The sequence below is a fragment of the Streptomyces sp. MUSC 14 genome (assembly GCF_001866675.1).
In the GTDB taxonomy this organism is placed as follows: domain Bacteria; phylum Actinomycetota; class Actinomycetes; order Streptomycetales; family Streptomycetaceae; genus Streptomyces.
Genome location: NZ_MLYN01000014.1, coordinates 206,437 through 227,086 on the forward strand (window position 1 = coordinate 206,437; position 20,650 = coordinate 227,086).

Genomic DNA, 20,650 nt, shown 5'->3' on the forward strand with positions numbered 1-20,650 from the left:
CAACCGCAGGACGGCGCCGCCGGGCCCGGCCGGACGCCGGCAGGTCCCGTCAGGTCGCGTCGGTTCCCGTCAGGTACGGAAGCCGACGTGCACGTGATCGTGGTGGGTGGCGTCGCTGAAGAACTGGTCGGGGCCGCCGCCCGACAGCAGCACCGGGCCGCCCACGTTGTACGACCCCGCGGCGGCCGCGTCCCGCATGAACCGCTCGATCAGGGAACGCGAGGTCGCCGGGTCGACGACCGCGTGCCCGTCGATCCGCCACACGTCGAAGGCCCGCCCCCGCGGGTGGTCACTGGGCCGGCTGGTGCCGAACACGTACAGCGGATGCCCGGAGCGGACCACGCTCACCTCCAGGCGGTACGTCCGCGCCAGCGCGAGCATCGCCCGCGCCACGCCGGTGTGCACCTGACCGCTGCGCAGGTCGGCCGCGGCGGCGGGCGGCAGCACGATCCGGTCGTCGGCCAGCGCCGCGCGGACGTCAGGGGCCAGTGAGCGGGCCGCCGGTCCGGGCTGCGCCGGATGCAGCGCGTCGACCGTCCAGGCACCCCCGGACGCGGAGAGCCGCACGTCGACCGTCGTCCCGCCGGCCCGCACCGTCTCGCCGTTCCGGGTCCACTGCCGGCAGACCACCAGCACACTGGCGGACCGGGCGAGGATCCCGCCGTACTGCGCGTCCACGACCTGGAGCGCCGCCTGGTCGGCAGTGGACAGCAGCGGGCCGGACTGCCCGACGAGGCCGGTCGGCAGCCCGAGCGCCGCGACCCGCGCCCGGGCCGCCGCCGCTCCGCCCCGTCCGGCGGCCCAGGCACCGATCGCCTCCACCAGCTGTACGGCCCGCAGCTTGGCCGCCGGCTGCACCTCGGCGGAGGTCGGCCGCCAGGGCGTGGTGTGCGGCAGAGCCGAGGAGGGTGAGGACGGCGAGGAGAGCGAGGAGGGCGAGGAGCCCGACGGGGACGAGGCGGCCGTGGGCCGCGCCGGGTGACGGGTGCAGCCCGCGAGCGCGATGCCGGCCAGGGACACGAGCACGGTCCGGCGGCCGGGCGGGGGACCCGCGGGCCCGGGAGTGCGGGTCATACGGTCCAGTGTCCGCCGTGGGCGGGGCGCGGGCCAGGGGAGGCGCGCTCCGGTGCAGGGCGGGCCGGTCAACGTCCCGGGATCGGGGGTTCGTTGAGGAGTTCCAGCAAGGACTCCGCGCCCTGGGCGGCGACCGGGGGCGGGCCCGACGGGGCGGGGAACACGCGGCCCCAGGACGCGGCACGGCTCAGGGCGCTCAGCCGCCACCCCAGACGGGCCGCGCGCCGCAGGTCCGCCAGGGTGCGGCCGGGGCCCGTCCACGGCTCCAGATAGGCGTCGAGCAGCCGCGGCAGGACATCCGGGCCGTACCGCGCCATCGCCTTCTCAGCGGGGATCCGCAGGCTGCAGAACGGGTGCGAGACGGCGGCGTCGCCCCAGTCGAAGAAGGTGAACCGGTCCGGCGCGGGCCAAAAGAGCTGGCCGTCGTGCAGGTCCGCGTGGTCGAGGGTGTCGTCGACGCCGAGGGAGGCGAGTTCGGCACACCAGTGGGCGAGGCGGGGACGCAGCCGCTCCAGCCGGGCGCGCGCCTGCGGTTCCAGCGCCGTCGCCCCGGCGAGCAGCCGGTCGAAGACCTCGGGCAGAGCGGCGGTCCGGGCGCAGGGCACGCCCAGCCGCTCGATCTCGCCCGCGTGCGGGACCAGCGCCCGCTGCAGGTGCGCGTACTGGCCCAACAGGTGCTCCCAGGCGAGCGGTTCGACCGCGGCCCGGGAGAGCGTCGTCCGGAACAGTTCGCCCCCGTCGGGCAGCAGCACCCACGCCCGCCCGGCGTCGACCGCCAGCGGCTCCAGCACGTGTTCCGGCACCCAGCGGGCCAGCGCTGCCGTCAGCGGGCCCTCGAAGGCACTGGCCGGCGGGTTGGCCTTGAACCAGACCGCGCCCGGCTCCTCGGCACCACGTCCGTCGACGGGCACCCGCACCAGCACCGACCACGGCCGCAGCCGCACCGCGAGGTCACCGCTCACCCGCAGCCCGCGCTCGGCGAGCCGCTCCTGCACCCAGCCGAGCGCCGAGACCCGCCAGGACTCCTGCTCCCACGGGGTCACCGCGTCCGCGTAGGCGCCCCGGTCGACGGTGTCCGCACGCTGTTGTCGCAGTTGTCGTATCGCCACCACACCATCCCACCAGCACGAACGCCCCACGGCCAGCCGTTTCCCCGCCCGGACCCCGGCATGCGACGCGCCCCCGGTCACCGACCGGGGGCGCGTCGTCAGGCGGTGGATCAGGCGCGCTGCTTGCGGCGCAGCGTCAGGTACGTGCCGGTCGCGCCCGCGGCCAGCAGGGCGCCCACGCCGAGGCCGACCGGGAGGGTCGGGAAGCCGGAGGCGTCCGTCGAGGCGGCCGTGTTCTGCATCGCCGGGCCCGGGGTGATGCTGGTGCTCACCGGGGAGACGTGCCGGACCGGGCCGACGTGCTTGACCGAGCCGTCGGAGTTCAGCAGCACCTGCTTGTTGTTCGGGTGCCGGAAGTCGAACATGCCGGACAGGGAGCCCGCCGTGGCGTCGAAGGAGTGGTCACCGATGCGGCCGGTCCTCCAGTTGTCCTCGATGAAGCGGGTGATGGACGCCTGGTTGGTCAGCGTGTGGTCGACCTTGTTCACCTTGCTGTACGGCGAGACGACGAGCAGCGGCTGCCGGGTGCCGGGGCCGCAGCGGTCGGCGTAACCACCAGCCGCCTTCGGGCCGTTCTGGCAGGCGGGGCTGTCGGTCGCCTTGCCGTTGGAGGCGGTGGCGGAGTCCGTCGAGCCGTTCTTCGGGGTGACGTAGGCGTGGTCGTACCAGCCGTCGGAGTCGTCGTAGGCGACCACGATCGCGGTGGACTTCCACTGCGGCGAGCTCTGGATCGCGTTGATCTCGTTGACCAGGAAGTGCTGCTCGTCGGTCGGGTCCGAGTAACCGGCGTGGCCGTCCTGGTACTCGCCGGCCTTCAGGAAGCTGACGGACGGCAGCTTGCCCGCCTTGAGCGCGGCGGAGAAGTCGGTCAGGTCGTAGTTGTGGTTGGCCTGACCGTTGTGGCCGATCTCGGAGACGGACTTCGGCGCCAGGTGGTGCGGGTTGGCCGTCGACTTGTAGTACGAGAACGGGTTGTGGTGCGGGCTGTAGTCGACCACGGACGCCCCGCCCACGTTGGTGTGCGCGGTGTCGCACTTCGCGTACGAGCCGGACGAGCCGTCCCATGCGGTCGACGGACGGAAGCCGCCCTGGAACCAGCCCCAGGTCACCTTCTTGCTGTTGAGCAGGTCACCGATGTTCCTGCCCTGCAGCGACGCCAGCGCGTTGCTGCTCGTGTGGTCCTTGCCCGAGCAGTCGTCCCAGGCCGGGTCGGGGTCGTTGATGACCGTGCCGACACCCTTGGCGTCCGGGGACTGGACGGCGTACGCGTCCGGCTTCGCGGTCTGCTTCCCGGTCTTGGGGTCGATGGAGACCGCGCCGTGCGTGTTGCCGGAGACCAGGTTCAGCGCGCCGGGCGTGGACGGGCCGTAGTTCGAGCTGTAGGAACGGTCGCTCAGCGCGTAGTGCTGGGCGTAGTTCCACAGGCCGGTGACGGTGTTGCCGTCGTAGTAGTCCATCGACAGGCCCGGCTCGCCGAACAGGCCGCCGCTGCACTTGTCGACCTCGGTGTTCTGCACGAACTGGTCGGCCTTGCCGCCGTTGTACGCGTACTGCTCGGCCCCGTAGGAGTGGTTCTGGTCGCAGGTCATCGCCTGCGACGGTGAGAGCCGCTTCGGTGCGTACTGGTTCGGGTTCTTCGTCAGCAGACCCGCGTGGGCGAGGGTGTCGATGTCCTTGGGGGTGTTCTTCGCCGCCGTGAACTTCGTGCCGTCGGTGTTGGCGGCCTTCGGGTAGGTCGCGAAGTAGTGGTCGAACGAGATGTTCTCGTCGAACAGCACGACCACGTGCTTGATCGGCGTGGCGGTCGAGGAATGCCCGCCGTGCGTCTCGGGCGCCGCGGCCCAACCGGGCGCGTTGCTGCCGAGCACGGTGAGCGCTGCGGCGCCCGCAAGCGCTCCCAGGCTCCGCATAGCGGCTCGTCTTCCTCTGCTGGCCATGGTGGTCAACCCCTCCGGACAGAACGTCTGTACGTCGTACGAGCACGGATGTTGTGCCTGCCGCGCGGCGCGCCGGCGGAGCCATGATGGCCTGTGAGTGAACACCGAGTCATGGATGCCAGGGCAAAACTTGACTGTGTGTTGACCCTTCGAGGTGCCAAGTTGTCCGGACAGGTTCGGCCGGACGGAGCGGGACGGGTTCAGCCGAGCAGGGCGCGTCCGTACCAGTCTGCCGCGTCCCGTACACCGGGCAGCGCGAAGAAGTAGCCGCCGCCGAACGGCTTGATGTAGTCCGTCAACGGCTCGCCCGCCAACCTGTGTTGCACGGTCTCGAACTGCCGCTTGAGGTCCTGCTGGTAGCAGCAGAACAGCAGGCCCATGTCGAGGTTGCCGTTGGCGTCCATGCCCCGGTCGTAGTTGTAGGCACGGCGCAGCAGGCGCTGGTCGGCGGTGGCGGGTGTGCGCGGGTTGGCCAGGCGGATATGTGCGTCCAGCGGGATGACATCGCCCTTGGGGTCGTCCGCGTACTTCGGTGTGTCGTGCTCGTGGTCGCCGTCCAACGGTGCGCCGGAGACCCGGGCGCGGCCGAACATCCGCTCCTGCTCGCTGAGCGAGACCCGGTCCCAGAACTCCACCAGCATGCGGATCAGCCGCACCACTTGGTAGCTGCCGCCGACCGCCCATTCCGGCTCGCCCGCGCCCGCGGCGACCCAGATCAGCCGGTCCATCTCCCGGCTGCTCGTGGCGTCCGGGTTGGCGGTGCCGTCCTTGAAGCCCAGCAGGTTGCGCGGGGTGCCCGACGGGCGGGGCGGACTGCTGAACCCGTCGAGCCGCCAGCGCACCTGGAGAGCGCCCCGGGTGTGCCGGGCGATGTCCCGCAGCGCGTGCAGCGTGGTGTCCGGCTCGTCGGCGTGCAGGTGCAGGCTGAGGTCGCCGTGGCACCAGTCCGCCTGGAGGTCGTCGTCCGGGAAGGCGGGCATCGCGGTCAGCCGCCGGGGCCTGCGGGACGCCAGCCCGTACCGGTCGTCGAAGAGCGAGGCGCCGACGCCCACGGTGACGGCCAACCGACCTGCGGGCAGCTGGTCGCCGAGGATGCCTGAGTCGGCGGGCGGGCCGGTGATGCCGACGGGCGCCGGGGTCCCGCCGGCGGTGAGGAAGCGGGCCCGGTCGGTCAACGTGCGCAGCACGTCGGCGAGTTCGGCGCGCGTCTCGGCGGTCACGTCGAGGGAGGCGATGACACTGGTACGGCGTGGGGCGGCGATCGCCGAGGCCTGGTGGACGCCGTGGAAGGGAGCGATCGTGTCCGTCGTGGCGGCGGCGGTCTGCGGTGCCGCCGCGCCGCTCGTGGCGAGACCGGCCCCCGCGAGGGCGGCGCCCCGCAGGAAGCCGCGCCGGGCCAGGCCGTCGGGTCGTCCGGCGCCGCTCACACGGTCCTCCGCGGGTCGCACAGGGTGGCCACCGACGCCAGTCGCTCCACCAGATCACCGAGGACCGCGTCGCTCTGCTCCCGCTGGGCGCGGGTCAGTTCGTCGAGCGAGGTCCAGCCGGCACTCTTGCGGAAGCCGTCGAGGGTGTGCTGGGCCCGGTCCAACTCCTGGTCCAGGACCGGCAGATCCGTGTACCGGGTGGTCAGCAGCGGGCGCAGCCGGGACAGCACCTCGCGGGTGCCGTCGAGGTTGGCGCGGGCGGTGGCGAGGTTGCTGCCGCTGCCGTAGTCGGTGCGGCCGGTCAGCTCGAACTGCACGGTGTTCTCCAGGATCTCGTGCGCGCGCAGCCCCAGTTGGGCCGGGTCCATCCGGGCCTGCGACCAGCTGTCACGCAGCCCCGTCACGGCCTTGACCAGCGCCGCCGCCGGGGCGCGCAGCCCGCCGGCCGACTCGCCGTGCCACAGCCCGTACTCGATCCGGTGGAACCCGGCGAAGTCCTTGTCGTGCACCCCGTCGGCCAGCCCGGCGTCGGTGCCGTTGATCTGCGCGTCCGCGTCCCCGAAGGCGTCGTAGGCGGCCCCGAGGCGCTCGTACTCCAGATGCGCGGGCAGCCAGTCCGCGCGGGCGGCGCCGAGGTCGCCGCCGTCGATGTCCTGCCGCAGTCGCGTGGTCAGCCGGACGACGTCGTCGAGTCCGCCGCCGACCCACTTCTGGTAGGCGAGGGCGGGCGGGATGAGGTCGTGTTCGGAGACCGGGGCCGCGCCCGGGCCGCGCTGCCCGGAGGCGATGTGCACGGTGGGCCCGGTGACCGCGTCGGCGTCGTCGGGGACGCACTTGAACGCGTACGCCCCCTTGCCCAGCCGTACGGTCAACTGCCGTGTCGTACCGGGACCGATGCCCTCCACCTCGCCGTACACCGCCTGGCTGGCCGGATCCTCCAGATAGACCTCGGCGGCGCCGTCGGAGGAGTTGTGCAGATCGAAGGTGTGCAGCCCGGGCCCGGGGCGGGTCCAGCCCTGGCCGCAGTGGCTCTGGGACACGTCGATCACGGTGTGCCGGGACGCCTCGTCGCCGGCCTGACCGCCGCCGTGCCCGTCCCCGGGGGACAGCGCCAGGGCCGTGCCCGCGAGGGCCATGGAGAGGGCGACGAACACGACGGGCGCCGTCCGGAGACGAACGGACCGCGTGCCGAGGCGAGGCAACGGCATGGCGAGCCTTTCCGGAACGACGTGTGCAGTGGCCTCATGGTAGGCGCCGCTCCGGACCCGAACGTCCGTACCCATGAATCGATGGCCAAGATTTCGCCCTGGGTTCACCATGGTGTTCCCGAACGGGATCGCGGGCCGTCGGGCGCGGCCGCCCGCTTGCAGCCGTCCGCTACGGCGGACCGTTCAGCCGCCCGCTCAGCGGACCGGGAAGCCGAAGGCGTAGCCCTGCTGCTTCAGCTGCGGCAGCAGGATGCGCAGCGCGGCCACGGTCTGCGAGCGCTCGCCGCCCGCGTCGTGGAACAGGATCGTCGGTCCGTTGGACAGTTCGCCGCGGACGGTGGCCACGATGGTCTGGGTGCCCGGCCGCTCGAAGTCCTTGGAGTCCACGTTCCAGCCGAGCGGCCGCATCCCGTGCGCAGCGGCGAGCTTACGGCTGTACGGCGTGAACGCACCGCCCGGGGCCCGGTAGTACATCGGCCGTACGCCACCGGACGCCTTGGTGATCTGCTGCTCGGCGTCCAGGATCTGCTGCGACTGGTAGGCCTCGGACTTCTTGTCCATCGTGGTGTCGTGCGACACGGTGTGGTCACACAGCCGGTGCCCGGCCGCCACCACCTGGCGGACCAGATCCGGGTGCGCCTGCGCCTGCGGGCCGATCATGCAGAACGTCGCCTTCACCCCGTTCTCGCGCAGCACTTGGAGCACCTGCGGGGTCCACACCGGGTCCGGACCGTCGTCGATGGTGATGTTGACCGCGTGCTCCCCGCCGTCCGAGGCGTGGGCGATGTCGGGGGACACGCTGACCGTCGTCGGTGCGGTGTGCCGCGCCGACGCACCCGGCGCCGCCGCGGCGCCGCCCGACGACTGACCGGCCTGCGCGGTCCACACCGAGGTGGCGGCGGCGACCGCGGTCACGCCGACCGCCGCTGCGATCATCCGGCCGTACCAACCCCGCCCGTTGTGCCGCGCCATGTCCGCCCCTGTTCTGTTTCCGTGTCGTACCGCCGAGTTCCTGTGCACCTGTCAGGACGGGCCGGGTTGATCACGGGATCCCTCTGTTACCGATCACGGACAATTCCGGGGCGCTTCCGCGACAGAGCGGACCGAGCGTATATCCGGGAACGGCCCGCCCCCCGGCTGCGCTACGGTGCCGGGATGCCTCTGTATCCGGAGACCGAACCGTACGAGAACGGCATGCTCGACGTGGGTGACGGCAACCACGTCCACTGGGAGACCTGCGGCAGCCCCGACGGCAAGCCCGCCGTCGTCCTGCACGGCGGACCCGGATCCGGCAGCACCCCCTACTTCCGGCGGCTGTTCGACCCGGCCGCCTACCGGATCGTCCTGCTCGACCAGCGCGGCAGCGGCCGCTCGACCCCGCACGCGAGCCACCCCGACACCGACATGAGGGTCAACACGACCGGCCAACTCATCACCGATCTGGAGGAGTTGCGCCGTCACCTGGGCATCGACCGGTGGCTCGTGTGGGGGGTCTCCTTCGGCTCGGTGCTCGCCCTGCGCTACGCCCAGACCCACCCGGGCGTCGTCTCGGAACTCGTGCTGACCGGGGTCGCCACGGGGTCGGACGCCGAGGTCGAGCTGTTGACCCGGGGACTCGGGCGGATCTTCCCCGAGGCCTTCGAGCGGTTCCGGTCCGGGGTGCCCGAGAGCGAGCGCGACGGCAACCTCGCCGCCGCCTACAACCGGCTGCTTGAATCGCCCGACCCCGAGGTGCGGGAGCGCGCCGCGCGGGCCTGGACCGACTGGGAGACGGCCGTGATCCCCGCACCGCCGCGTTCGGTCGCCCGCTACGAAGACCCCGTGTTCCGCATGGGGTTCGCCCGCACCGTCACGCACTACTGGGGCAACGGCCACTTCCTCGGCGAGGGTGCGAGTGACGGCGAGGTTGCGAGCGGCGACGGTGTGATCCTGCGCGACGCGCACCTGCTCAAGGGCATTCCCGGCACCCTGGTCCAGGGCGAACTCGACCTCGGCAACCTCCTCGGCATCGTCTGGCGGCTCCATCACGCCTGGCCCGACAGCGAGTTGGAGCTCGTGGGAGACACCGGGCACAACGCCGGGGCGGCGGGCCTCGCGGAGGCGATGGTGGCGGCCACCGACCGGTACGCCCGCCGCCGGACCCCCGACGACGTCCGTCCCACGAGGAGGCCCTGATGACGACACCGCCGCCCCGGCTGAGCCCGCTGCTCGACCAGTTCGACCTCGCCCGCGAGCGGCTGCTGCGCCGGCTGACCGGACCCGTCATGGACAGCGGCGACGGCACGGGCACGCGGGTCGAACCCCTCACCGACGACGAGTACTTCTGGGAACCCGTCCCCGGCTGCTGGTCCGTGCGCCGGCGCACGGACGGGCCCGGCCCGCGCGCGACCCTCCTGGCGGGTGGCGGCACCTGGGGGCGGGATGCCGCGGCCCACCCGCACCCGTGGCCGCCGCCGGTCACGACCCTCGCCTGGCGCCTGAGCCACCTCACCGAGATGCTGGCCCTCCGCGCCGACCACACCGCCGGCACCCGCTCGGCGACCCGGGAGGAGCAGCCCGTCCGCGGGGACGCCGCCGCGGCGATCGCGGCCTTCGCCGACGGCGCCGCCGCCTGGCGGCAGGCCCTGCTGGGCGCGGACGACGCGGCCCTGGACACGGTGGGGTACTGCGGCTACCCGTACGGCAGCGACGCGGAGGAGCCCTTCCTCGACATCGTGTGGTGGGTCAACCAGGAAGTCCTGCACCACGGAGCCGAGATCGCGCTCCTGCGCGACCTCTACCGCGCAGGCCGGCCGGCGACCTGACCGCGGCGCGCGGGCGCTCGGATCACGCCTCCAGCGAGACGTACAGCCGGGTGCCGCCCGGCCGGAAGCCGACCCTGTCGTACACGCGGCGCGAGCCCTCGCCCGAGTACTCCAGCCACACCGACCGCGCGCCCCGGCCGAGCAGGGTCGCGGCCAGGTCGTGGGTGACCGCGGCGGCGATGCCCCGGCCCCGGTACGCCGGGACGGTGCCGACGCCCGCCAGTTCCGCGGTGCCCTCGGCGGGCGCCGAGCAGAGGGCTCCGCCGGCGCAGCCGCCGGTGGCGGCACGGACGAACCGGACGGCACCGCCGCCCTCCTCGGTGCGCCGCAGCCGCGCCGCGCCCTGCGGCGACGGCGGGAACTCGCCGCCGAAGGCCTCGGACAGCGCGGCGTCGAGCGCGGTGTAGTCCGCGTCGGCGGCGGGGCGCTCCACCTCGACCGGGCCAGGGCCGGGACCGGGGCCGGGCGCGGTCAGCGTGGCCGCCGTACAGACCAGATAGGTGTGCACCGCCTCCGTGGTGAATCCGGCCCGGCGCAGCACCGGCTCCACGGCGGGTGCGCCGTCCGGGGCGAACTCCAGCCGGGGGCGCAGACCGCGCTCCCGGAACGCGGCGATCAGGCCGGCGACGTCCCGGTCCGTGGGCTCGGCGCCGGGCAGAGGGGTGGCGTAGTTGACGTACGGACTGGTCGTGGCGGGATCGAACCCCACGACGAAACCGCCGACTTCGTGCGGCGCCGGGCGGCGCAGGAGGTGGGCGACGGCAAAGCTCTGGACATCGGTGGGCACGGTGAGGACCTCACGGTGAAGGGGGCGCGGGCAGCTGAGAGCCGGACACGGCTGGGCACGCGGGCCGGACCTGTCCGCGGAGGCGGGCGGTTCAGTACCGGCGGCGGCCGCTGAGGGACGCCGGAACCACGAGGCCTCGCTCCCTTCACGATGACGAGGGACGTCAACTGCTCTGCTGCAGAAGGAAATACCATACGCGCCGGACACCCAGTCGCTCTTCGCTCCGCAAGGCGCGCTCGACCACCCGGTGTCCGGGCTGACCGGGGGCGCCCCTGCCGGGGCCGCCGGCGGACGCGGTTCACGCGCTGCTCGACGCGTCCCGGGACGACGCGGCGCCTCGATGGAGATCGTCCACGCCTGCCCGAGGCAGCCGGCCCCCGGCGCCGCGCGCTCCGTGGGCCGACGCCGAGGCCCGACGCCCGGTGCCGCCCGTCCGCGCGGAGTCCCCGCTGTCCACCGGTTGCCCGCACACCGGCGGGCAAGCAGGCTCATAGTGGGGTAAGGGTGGATCTGATGGAACCAGCGCGACAGGACGGTGCCGTACCGCCGGCGGTGAGACCGGGCGATCTCTCCGACGCGTCCACCGACGCGACCGCGGTGATCTCGGAACCCGGCGTCGTGGTCGGCTGGACCCGCTGCGCTACGGCACTGCTCGGCTACCCGGAACGGGAGGTCGTCGGCCGATCCGCCGCGCCCTTGCTGGCCATGCCCGAGGACCCGGCCCGGCTCGCCGGCATCGTGGAGCGGTGCCGTGCCGGGAACGGCTGGAGCGGGCGGATCGCCGTACGCCACCGGGACGGCCGCGCCCTCGACGTCGAGCTGCGCGTCTCCGCCTCCTTCCGGGTGGGCGTGGACACGTGCTTCCTGGTCTCGGCGCGGGAGCAGCACCGGCACTGGACCATGGGCCAGTCCGTCCTCGACGGCTTCCTCACCCGCGCCCCGGTCGGCATGGCCGTCATGGACCGGGAGCTGCGCTACGTGTGGCTGAACGACACGCTGGAGCACTTCGGCGGGGTGCCCCGGGAGGAGCGGCTGGGACGGCGGCTGAGCGAGCTGCTCCCCGGCCTGCAGGCGCAGGCACTGGAAGCGCTGATGCGCAAGGTGTTGGCGTCGGGACTGCCGGTCACCGACTACGAGTACGAGGGCTGGAGCTGGGCCGACCCGCACCGCCGGCGCGCCTACTCGACCTCGTTCTTCCCCCTCGTCGACGCCGACGCCACCATCACCGGCGTCTGCTACATGGTCCAGGACGTCACCGAGCGCTGGCATGCCCGGCAGCTGCTGACGCTGGTCAACGAGGCCGGCACCAGCATCGGCCGGACGCTCGACGTGGTGGCGACCGCCCAGGAACTCGCCGATTTCGCCGTCCCCCGCTTCGCCGACTTCGTCGTCGTCGACCTGCTGGAACCCGTGCTCAGCGCCGAGGGCGACGGCACCTGGCCGCCCGACGCCGGTACCGCGCCGGGCCGGCCGCTGATGTGCCGCGCGGCGATGCGCTCGGCGCGCGAGGGCTGCCCCGAGGCCGTCGCCCAGGTCGGCGACACCGTCGACTTCGTCCCGCCGCCGTACGACGCGAACCTGCTGATCGACGGCGAGCCGCTGCTCGTACCGGTGCTCGACCCCGCCGACGAGCAGTGGATCAGCCGGTCGCCCCTGCGGGCGGAGCGGATCCGGCAGTACGGCCTGCACTCGCTCATCGCCGCGCCGATGCGGGCCCGGAACACCGTCCTCGGCCTCACCACCTTCGTCCGCACCCTCAACCCGGTCTCCTTCGGCTCCGACGACGTCCTGGTCGCCCGTGAGCTGGTGGCCCGTGCGGCGGTGTGCGTCGACAACGCCCGCCGCTACACCCGGGAGCACACCGCGGCCGTCACGCTCCAGCGCAGCCTGCTGCCCCCGAAGCTGACCGGCGGCATCGCACTGGACGTGGCCTCCGCCTACCTGCCGGCCGACCCGTCCGGCGGGGTCGGCGGCGACTGGTTCGACGTGATCCCGCTGTCCGGCGCCCGGGTGGGCCTCGTGGTCGGCGACGTGGTCGGCCACGGCATCACCGCGGCGGCCAGCATGGGCCGGCTGCGGACGGCGGTGCAGACCCTCGCCGAGATGGAGATGCCGCCCGACGAACTGCTCGCCCATCTCGACGACCTCGTGCTCCGGCTGAGCGACGCGGAGACCGCCGCCGGTACGGCCGCCCGCTCCACGACCACCTTCATCGGCGCGACCTGCCTCTACGCCGTCTACGACCCGGTCAGCCGGCGCTGCACGATGGCCCGGGCCGGACACCCGCCGCCCGTCGTCGTCACCCCCGACGGCGAGGCCGGCTTCCCGGAGATCCCCGCCGGGCCCCCGCTCGGGCTGGGCGGCATGTCGTTCGAGGCCGCCGAGATCGAACTGGCCGAGAACAGCCTGTTCGGCCTCTACACCGACGGCCTGATCGAGGGCCCCGACCGCGACGTGGAGCGGGGCATGGCCCGCCTCGGCGCGGTCCTCGCCCGCACCGGGGACGACCTGGACACGCTGTGCGCCTCCACCGTGCGGCAGCTCGTGCCCGTGCCCCAGCCCGACGACATCGCCCTCCTGCTCACCCGCACCCACGCCCTCGGCGCGGGCCGGGTCGCCTCCTGGGACGTGCCCCCCGACCCGGCGGCCGTCGGCGACCTGCGTGCCCGGGCCACCCGCCGGATGCGCGAGTGGGGCCTGGAGGAACTGGTCCTGACGACCGAACTCGTGGTCAGCGAACTCGTCACCAACGCCATCCGCTATGCCGCACCGCCCATCCGGCTCCGGCTGCTCCGCGACGCCCACCTCACCTGCGAGGTCTCCGACGCCAGCAGCACCGCACCCCGGCTGCGGCACGCCCGCAGCACCGACGAGGGCGGCCGCGGGCTCTTCCTGGTCGCCCAGCTCGCCCTGCGCTGGGGCGCCCGGTACACGGACCAGGGCAAGATCATCTGGGCCGAACAGGACATCCCCGATCCCCTCCCCGGCCCGTGATTTGCCTTCGAGCGGACTCCAAGCGCCAGACTGTCGCCGACGCGACATCCGTACCGGACCTCCGCGCCAGACATCCGTACCGAGGACAGAACAGGACGGCGGCAGCCGATGGCAGCGACCAGCGGGCAGGGGCACCCCCTGCCGTACGACACCTACCGTGAGGCCGTCGCCCGCGAGACCCTGCGTTTCGCCGCGACGGTCGAGAACGCCGACCTCGCGAGCGCAGTGCCGGACTGCCCCGGCTGGACGCTCGCCGACCTCACCCGGCACGTGGGCTCCCTCCAGCGCTGGTTCGCCGCGCTGCTGACCCAGCGCGTGCAGGAGCCGCCGCGCAGCCGCGACGTGGAGCTGGGACTGCCCGGGGACGAGCGGGAGTGGCCCGGCTGGGTGGCCGCCGGGGAGCCGGCCGTCGCGGCCGTCCTGCGGGACACCGACCCCGAGGCCCCGATGTGGGTCTGGGGCGAGGACCGCCGCGCGGCGTTCTGGGCGCGCCGGATGCTCTTCGAGACACTGGTGCACCGGGTCGACGCGGAGCACGCCGTGGGCGGCCGGGCAGGCGCCGAGGCGGACATCGAGCCGGCCCTCGCGGCCGACGGCGTGGACGAGTTCCTCGTCAACCTGCCCCACGCGGGCCTCTTCGCCCCCGGCGTGACCAAGCTGCGCGGCGACGGCGAGACCCTCGCGTTCGTGAGCACGGACACCGGCGAGGAGTGGCGGGTGCGCCTGGACCCCGACGGGTTCCGCCCGGTGCCGCGCGAGGACGCCGAGGCGACGACGGCCGTGCGCGCCCCGGCCGCCGGCCTGCTGCTGCTCCTCTACGGTCGCCGTTCGTACCAGGAGCCCGGCTACGAGGTCTCGGGACCGACCGCGGTCCTCGACAACTGGTTCGCCCACACCGCCTTCTGACGCTCACTCGGCCGTCGGCGGCGGGGCCGTCGACGGCGGATCGCCGGGCAGCAGGCACACCGCGAGGGCCGCGGTGTCGTCCTGGAGGCCGTGGTGCCCGTAGGCGAGCAGGTCGTCGTGGAGACGCGCGAGCAACTCCTTGGGCGGCAGCGGGCCCCAGGAGCGGACCCGCTCGGCCAGGGGGTAGAACCTGCCCGACACGTCCCGGGTCTCCGTGACGCCGTCGGTGTAGAGCAGCAGCTGATCACCGGGCCAGAACGGGTAGACGTCGACGTGGTACGGGTCCGGGACCAGCATGCCGAGGTTCAGCGGCGGCGCCGACCGCCCACTGTCCAGCTCGCTCACCTCGCCGGCCCGCAGACACAGCGGCGGCGGATGGCCGCAGTTGACGACGTAGACGAGCCCGCCGTCGGCCGGGATCTCGGCGAAGACCGCGGTGATGAACCGCTCGACCGTCTCGTCCCCGCCGAGCCGCTCCGCCCGGCGGGCCATGCTCGTCTCCATCCGGGCGGCGAGCGTGGCCAGGTCGGGTTCCTCGTACGCCGCCTCGCGGAACGCGCCGAGCAGGGTGGCGGCGGTCTCCACCGCGAGCAGCCCCTTGCCGCGCACGTCCCCGATGAGCAGCCGGACGCCGTAGCCGGTGGGGACGGCCTCGAAGAGGTCGCCGCCGATCCGCGCCTCCGCGGCGGCCGAGAGGTAGAGGCTCTCCAGCCGGAGGTGCCCGATCCGGTGCGGCACCGGCCGCAGCAGGACGCGCTGCGCGATGTCGGCCACGAACCGGACGTCGGCGAGGGTGTGCTCGCGCCGGATCCGGTGTGCGGCGAGGACCGTGCCGAGGGCGCCCACGATGGCCGTGCAGATGTAGGAGGCGACGTAGTGCCGGTCCCACAGATAGCCCACGGACCGGCCCGCGCAGCACGGGGTGCCGGCCAGCACGCCCTCGAAGACCACGGAGAACACCGTGGCCGCGGCGACGCCGACCGGACCGTAGGCGAAGGCCGCCAGCAGGGGTACGGCGATCAGCGCATAGCTGACCGGCCAGTCCACCGGCGTCACGGGCTCCACGGCCAGTAAAGCCGCCACGTACATCACCGGCAGCCAGCGCAGCCACAGCGGAGCCGGCGGCAGGGTCCGCGGATCGGTGAAGCCGTCCGACTCCACGTCGGTGGCTGCCTGGCTCATCCGTCGCTCCCGGGCACGGACGTTCCGGCTTCGGCCCCGCGGTGTGCCGCCCCTTCGGCGGGACGGCACACCTGGCGGTTCGGCCTACGTGGTTCTCGCACCCGGACTCCTGTGTCACACGACCTCGACAGCCCTCCAGCCTGGCGGGTCGTGCCCCGGAATCCCGGTCATTGCTCCACCGGGCGGCATGTTCCGTACGGCTCAGCCGGCGTCGAAGCCGATCGCGAAGACGTGCAGTCCGCCGGAGGCGACGTCGGACGGCAGCCGCACGCCGGCGACCGTCTTGCCCGCGGCCAGCGCCACCGGCCGGGTGGCGAACACATAGGTCGTGGTGGGGTCGGACGACGTACCGGCCTGGTTGCGGTACGACGTGGTCACCGCGACGGTGTTGTCCGCTAGCGGCGAGGCGCTGCCCGCGCCCAGCGTCCAGTCGGAGAAGGCCAGGGGCACCGACTGGGTCGTGCCGTCCGTGTACATCACGGTCGCGGTGCCGGAGGCCGGGCCGTTGTTGGCGGCGCCCAGGAAGGAGATGCCGCCGGAGCCGGACACCGGTACTGTCTGCCCGTTCGCCACGTAGTTGTCCGCGGCGCCGGCCGCCACCTTCGGCCAGGTGAAGGAGACTCCGCCGGCCGCGACCTTCGAGCCCGGGGTGACACCCTGCCCGGCCAGGGCGCGCGCCGAGTAGCTGAAACCCGCGCCGTCGAAGTTCGCCGAGCCGGCCGCGGCGTCACCGGAGGTGCCCACGTCGGTGTACGAGGGCGAGCCGGGGTAGGAGTGCGGCGCGGCGGAGGAGTCCGACGCCCAGGAGGTGTCGGCCGAGGTGCCCAGCACACAGGTGAGGGTGCCGCCAGCGGTGAGGGCACCGTCGGGGGCGTGCGCCTTGTTCCACGCCGTGCCGTTCCAGGTGGCCGACTGGACGTAGGGGGCGTTGTCGGCGGCGCCGTTCCCGTCGACCGTGAGGGTGTGGCCGGACGGCAGGGTGATCACGGCCTGGGTGAACAGCGGGCTGCCGAGGGCCAGATCGGCGGTGCCCGGGGTCTCCGGGTACATGCCGAGGGCGGACCACACGTACCACGAGCTCATCTCGCCCAGGTCGTCGTTGCCGGCCAGGCCCGACGGGCTGTCGGTCCAGATCTGGTCCTGGACCTGCCGGACCACCGCCTGCGTCCGGTACGGCCGGCCGATGTAGTCGTACTCCCAGGGGATGTTGAGGCTGGGCTCGTTGCCCAGGTTGGTGTAGCCGCCGGCGCCGGTCAGCGAGGACAGGTCCTGGTCCAGGAACTTCGCCAGCGCCGCGTCGCCGCCCATGGCGGTGGCCAGGCCGTGCACGTTGAACGGCACCATCGGCGTGTACTGCCAGGAGTCGCCCTCGACGAAGTTCTTGCCCGAGGTCGGTGAGAAGCCCGAGGTCCAGGTGCCCGAGGCGTCGCGCGGCTGGACGAAGCCGCTGCCGTAGCGGAACAGGTTCTGCCAGTCCTGGGCCCGGTTCGCGAACCGCTGCTGGTCGGCGCCGTGGCCGAGGGCGCCGGCGAGCGCGGACAGGGCGAAGTCCGCCGAGTCGTACTCCAGCGTGGTGGACGCGGGGCCGTAGAAGTTGCAGCAGCCGTACTTGCCGTTGCTGGGCAGCCGGCCGATCTGCTCCAGGTAGTTGAGGCCGGGGCGGTTGTTGCCTGCCGTCGTGGCTTCCGCGATCAGACCCTTGAGGGCGGCGGCGGTGTCGAAGCCCCGCGCGCCGAATGCGTAGTAGTCGGCGATGATCTCGTCCGCGGGGTCGCCGACCATGACGTACGTCTCGCCGTTGTTCTCCGACCACTTGGGGAACAGCCCGGTCTGGCGGTAGTCGTCGAGCATCGACTGCGCGGTGTCGGAGGCGGCCTTCGGCGCGATCAGGGCTTCGAGCTGGGCCTGCGAGCGGTAGACGTCCCAGCCGGAGTAGTTGGCGTAGGCGGCGGTGTGTCCCTTGTCGACGGTGTGCGCCTTGCCGTCGAAGCCGGGGTAGCGGCGGTCCGTGTCGCTGATGATGTTCGGGTGCAGCAGCGCGTGGTAGAGCGCCGTGTAGAAGACGGTCTGCTGTGCCGCCGTGCCGCCCGCGATCCGCACCCGGCCGAGGAGCGACTTCCAGGAGGCGTGCGCCGCGTCGCGCACCTTGGTGAAGTCCCAGCCGGGGTTCTCCGCCGTGCGGTTGCCGGTCGCGCCGGCGGCCGACACGTACGAGATGCCGACCTTGGCCTGGACGGTGCGACGGGCCGAGGTGTCGAAGGTGACGTAGCCGTCGGTGCCGCTCGCCGCCGTGGCGAAGGAGTGGGCCGGGCCGGGGACGACGCCGTGCAGCACGGGCTTGTTCGGTGTCTCGGGGGTGCCCGGCGGGACGTCGGTGCGCGGCGTGGTGGGCGCGGCGGCGGCCGGGGCGGTGCCGCTGTGATTGAACGGCTGGTCGAAGACCATGTCGAAGTAGACGGTGTAGGAGTTGCCCTCGCCGCAGAAGTTGCCGCTGGTGACGCTGCCGCGCACTTCCTTGCTGTTCACCACGTGGAACTGGGTTGCGGTGTCACCATTTTGACTGTTCGTCAGTTTGAACAGGAGGTTCGCCTGACCGGTGGCCGGGAAGGTGAAGCGCGCCATGCCGCTGCGGGGGGTCGCGGTCAGCTCCGTCTTGACGCCGTTGTCCAGCGACACCGTGTACGCGCCCGGGGAGGCGGATTCGTGGGCGTGCGAGAAGCTGTCCGTGGCGCGGGCGTCCACCCTGCCGAGGGTCGGCAGGACCGGGATGTCACCGCCGGCCCGGCACCCCGGTCCGGCGATGTGGGTGAGGCCGAAGCCGGTGATGGCCGAGTCGTTGTACTCGTACCCGCCGCCGTCCGGCTTGTGCGGGGTGTCGGGGCTCCACTGGACCATCCCGAACGGGGTGTCGGCGCCGGGGAAGTCGTCCGCGGCGTTCGAGGTCCCGATGAAGGGGTTCACGAGGGAGGCGGGGTCGGCGACCAGCCGGGCCGCGCCCGCGGCGGCGTGCGCGGGGGCTGCGGCGAGGCCCACCACGAGGGCGCCGACGGCCAGTACGGACGGGAGTCGGAAGGGCGGCAGAATCCGGGCCGGGAACAGGCGAGTTCTGCCGTGTGCTCTGAGCCGTGTGGATCGAGGTCGTGTGGATCGAGTCATCGTGACCGTGTCCCTTCGACAACGTTGTCCCGAAAGCTGGCGCTTTCCGCCCCCGCTGTCAAGGACGCGCGGGTGACGCGACGTCATGTTGCGCGGGCATCGCACACATTGACTCAATCCCAGAGCTTCTCATAAGGCAAAAGGCAACAAATCTTGACGCGGGTCATCGGCGTGCGTAGCTTCCGCAACGGCCGTCGCAGGGAGGAGCCCAGCATGCGCGCACATCGCGGAAGACCGCTCGCGTCGTTCCTGGCCGTCGTCGCCCTTCTCCTGGGCGCCGCCATCGGCCTGCCCGGCACGGCGCGGGCCGCAGGCGGCCAACTGCCCTGCGACATCTACGGCGCCGCCGGCACGCCCTGCGTCGCCGCGCACAGCACCGTGCGCGCACTCCTCTCCGGCTACGACGGCCCGCTGTACCGGGTCACCCGCGCCTCCGACGGCGCCGGCGCCGACATCGGCCTGCTGGCGGCGGGCGGTTACGCCGACGCCGCGCAGCAGGACCGGTTCTGCGCGGACACCACCTGCGCCGTCACGCGGATCTACGACCAGACCGCACGCCACAACGACCTGACACCCGGCCCGGCGGGCACCTCCGGGATGGGCGCGGACCGGGGCGCGGACGCCGCCGAGATCGCCGTCACCGCCGGCGGCCACAAGGCGTACGGCGTGTGGATCTCACCGGGCGTGGGCTACCGTTCCACCGGAGCCGCCTCCGGCGTCGCCGTCGACGGCCGGCCGGAAGGCGCCTACATGGTGGCCAGCGGCACCCACGTGGGCTCCGCGTGCTGCTTCGACTACGGCAACGCCGAGAGCACCCCGGCCGACACGGGCAACGGCCACATGGACGCGGTGAGCCTCGCGACCACCTGCTACTTCGCGCCGTGCACCGGCTCCGGCCCCTGGGTCGAGGCCGACCTGGAGAACGGCATGTTCCAGGGCGACAACGGCTCCGACACCGCCAACCGGGGCAACGGCAGCACCTACGTCACGGCGGTGCTGAAGAACGACGGGCAGACGCGCTACGCGCTCAAGGGCGGCGACGCGCAGTCGGGCGGGCTGACGACGTGGTGGGACGGCGCCCTGCCCACCCGCGGCGGCTATCAGCCCATGCACCAGGAGGGCGGCGTCATCCTCGGCACCGGCGGTGACAACAGCAACTGGAACATGGGCACGTTCTTCGAGGGCGTGATGGTCGCCGGCTACCCGGCCGACGCCGCCGAGAACGCGGTCCAGGCGAACATCGTCTCCGTCGGCTACGCGGGCCAGACGAACGTCCCGAACGGCCCCCAGGACACCATCACCGGTCCGGGCGGCACCTGCGTCGACGTGGCCGGCGACGACACCGGCACCGACGGCACGGCCGTCCAGCTGTGGGGCTGCCAGGCCTTTGCGGAGGACCAGCACTGGACCCACCGCTCCGACGGCAGCCTCGCCACCATCGGCCGCTGCCTGGACATCGACGGCAATGGGACGGCCGCCGGTACGCAGGTGGAGTTGTGGGACTGCAATGGGGTGGGTGGGCAGAAGTGGGTGCAGCAGGGTGATGGTTCGCTGTTGAACCCTCAGTCGGGGCGGTGTCTGGACGCGCCGGACGGGGCGACGGCGAACGGCACCCGGCTGCGGATCCGGGACTGCGACGGCTCGGCCGCGCAGAGGTTCTCGGTCGACGGGGGAGCGCCCGTCGCGGGCCCGGGCGGTGCGTGTGTCGACGTCGCGGCCGACGACACCGGCACCGACGGCGCGGCCGTGCAGCTCTGGGACTGCCAGTCCTGGGCGGTCCACCAGCACTGGTACCACCGGGCGGACGGATCTTTGAGCACCTTGGGCCGCTGCCTGGACATCGACGGCAATGGGACGGCCGCCGGTACGCAGGTGGAGTTGTGGGACTGCAATGGGGTGGGTGGGCAGAAGTGGGTGCAGCAGGGTGATGGTTCGCTGTTGAATCCCCAGTCGGGGCGGTGTCTGGACGCGCCGGACGGGGCGACGGCGAACGGCACCCGGCTGCGGATCCGGGACTGCGACGGCTCGGCCGCGCAGACGTTCCGGTTGGGGTGAGGCCGGGCGGG

Annotated in this window: 14 protein-coding genes; 5 read left to right on the forward strand and 9 right to left on the reverse strand. The window is 73.0% G+C overall.

The features are described 5' to 3' along the window. Positions 1-69 precede the first annotated feature (69 nt). From BIV25_RS08390 to BIV25_RS08415, 6 genes are all read right to left on the reverse strand, one after another. A complete protein-coding gene (locus BIV25_RS08390; RefSeq protein ID WP_071371528.1) occupies positions 70-1,074 on the reverse strand; it encodes a hypothetical protein in 1,005 nt (334 codons plus the stop codon). A gap of 68 nt (positions 1,075-1,142) precedes the next feature. After that, on the reverse strand, positions 1,143-2,183 hold the full coding sequence (locus BIV25_RS08395; RefSeq protein WP_256255671.1) for a phosphotransferase: 1,041 nt from the start codon (positions 2,181-2,183) through the stop codon (positions 1,143-1,145). Between the two features lie 110 nt (positions 2,184-2,293). Beyond that, positions 2,294-4,093 (reverse strand): phospholipase C, encoded by a 1,800-nt coding sequence (locus tag BIV25_RS08400; RefSeq protein ID WP_107486007.1) that lies wholly within the window; start codon positions 4,091-4,093, stop codon positions 2,294-2,296. 227 nt (positions 4,094-4,320) lie between these two features. Next, the gene (efeB, locus tag BIV25_RS08405) at positions 4,321-5,547 is read right to left on the reverse strand and encodes an iron uptake transporter deferrochelatase/peroxidase subunit (protein WP_107486025.1); all 1,227 of its coding nucleotides are present in this window, start codon (positions 5,545-5,547) and stop codon (positions 4,321-4,323) included. Continuing rightward, positions 5,544-6,755, reverse strand: coding sequence for an EfeM/EfeO family lipoprotein (locus tag BIV25_RS08410; RefSeq protein WP_071371530.1), 1,212 nt, complete (start codon positions 6,753-6,755; stop codon positions 5,544-5,546). The genes efeB and BIV25_RS08410 overlap by 4 nt, the downstream gene beginning before the upstream one ends. 195 nt (positions 6,756-6,950) lie before the next feature. Next, on the reverse strand, positions 6,951-7,727 hold the full coding sequence (locus BIV25_RS08415; RefSeq protein WP_177235194.1) for a polysaccharide deacetylase family protein: 777 nt from the start codon (positions 7,725-7,727) through the stop codon (positions 6,951-6,953). A gap of 183 nt (positions 7,728-7,910) precedes the next feature. On the opposite strand from BIV25_RS08415, the gene pip reads away from it, so the two are divergent. Together pip and BIV25_RS08425 are read left to right on the forward strand one after the other, a co-directional pair. Then, entirely contained in the window at positions 7,911-8,930 is a 1,020-nt protein-coding gene (pip, locus tag BIV25_RS08420; RefSeq protein WP_071371531.1) for a prolyl aminopeptidase, read from the forward strand. Beyond that, positions 8,930-9,559 (forward strand): DinB family protein, encoded by a 630-nt coding sequence (locus BIV25_RS08425; RefSeq protein WP_071371532.1) that lies wholly within the window; start codon positions 8,930-8,932, stop codon positions 9,557-9,559. Before pip ends, BIV25_RS08425 begins: the two co-directional genes overlap by 1 nt. A gap of 22 nt (positions 9,560-9,581) precedes the next feature. Here the strand turns inward: BIV25_RS08425 and BIV25_RS49140 are convergent, their stop codons facing one another. Then, complete coding sequence (locus BIV25_RS49140) at positions 9,582-10,346, reverse strand: GNAT family N-acetyltransferase (RefSeq protein WP_071371533.1); 765 nt, start codon at positions 10,344-10,346, stop codon at positions 9,582-9,584. Between the two features lie 513 nt (positions 10,347-10,859). Between BIV25_RS49140 and BIV25_RS08435 the strand changes: the two genes are divergently transcribed. Then, positions 10,860-13,340, forward strand: coding sequence for a SpoIIE family protein phosphatase (locus BIV25_RS08435; protein ID WP_071371534.1), 2,481 nt, complete (start codon positions 10,860-10,862; stop codon positions 13,338-13,340). 108 nt (positions 13,341-13,448) lie between these two features. After that, entirely contained in the window at positions 13,449-14,246 is a 798-nt protein-coding gene (locus tag BIV25_RS08440; protein ID WP_071371535.1) for a maleylpyruvate isomerase N-terminal domain-containing protein, read from the forward strand. A 3-nt stretch (positions 14,247-14,249) separates the two neighbouring features. Here BIV25_RS08440 and BIV25_RS08445 read toward each other — a convergent pair whose 3' ends face one another. Both BIV25_RS08445 and BIV25_RS08450 read right to left on the reverse strand, forming a co-directional pair. Beyond that, a complete protein-coding gene (locus BIV25_RS08445) occupies positions 14,250-15,428 on the reverse strand; it encodes a PP2C family protein-serine/threonine phosphatase (protein WP_177235195.1) in 1,179 nt (392 codons plus the stop codon). A gap of 201 nt (positions 15,429-15,629) precedes the next feature. Then, a complete protein-coding gene (locus BIV25_RS08450) occupies positions 15,630-18,584 on the reverse strand; it encodes a lectin (protein WP_071371536.1) in 2,955 nt (984 codons plus the stop codon). A 213-nt stretch (positions 18,585-18,797) separates the two neighbouring features. On the opposite strand from BIV25_RS08450, the gene BIV25_RS08455 reads away from it, so the two are divergent. Continuing rightward, positions 18,798-20,639 carry an arabinofuranosidase catalytic domain-containing protein gene (locus BIV25_RS08455; protein WP_071371537.1) on the forward strand — a complete coding sequence of 614 codons (1,842 nt, stop codon included), beginning with the start codon at positions 18,798-18,800 and terminating at the stop codon, positions 20,637-20,639. Positions 20,640-20,650 lie beyond the last annotated feature (11 nt).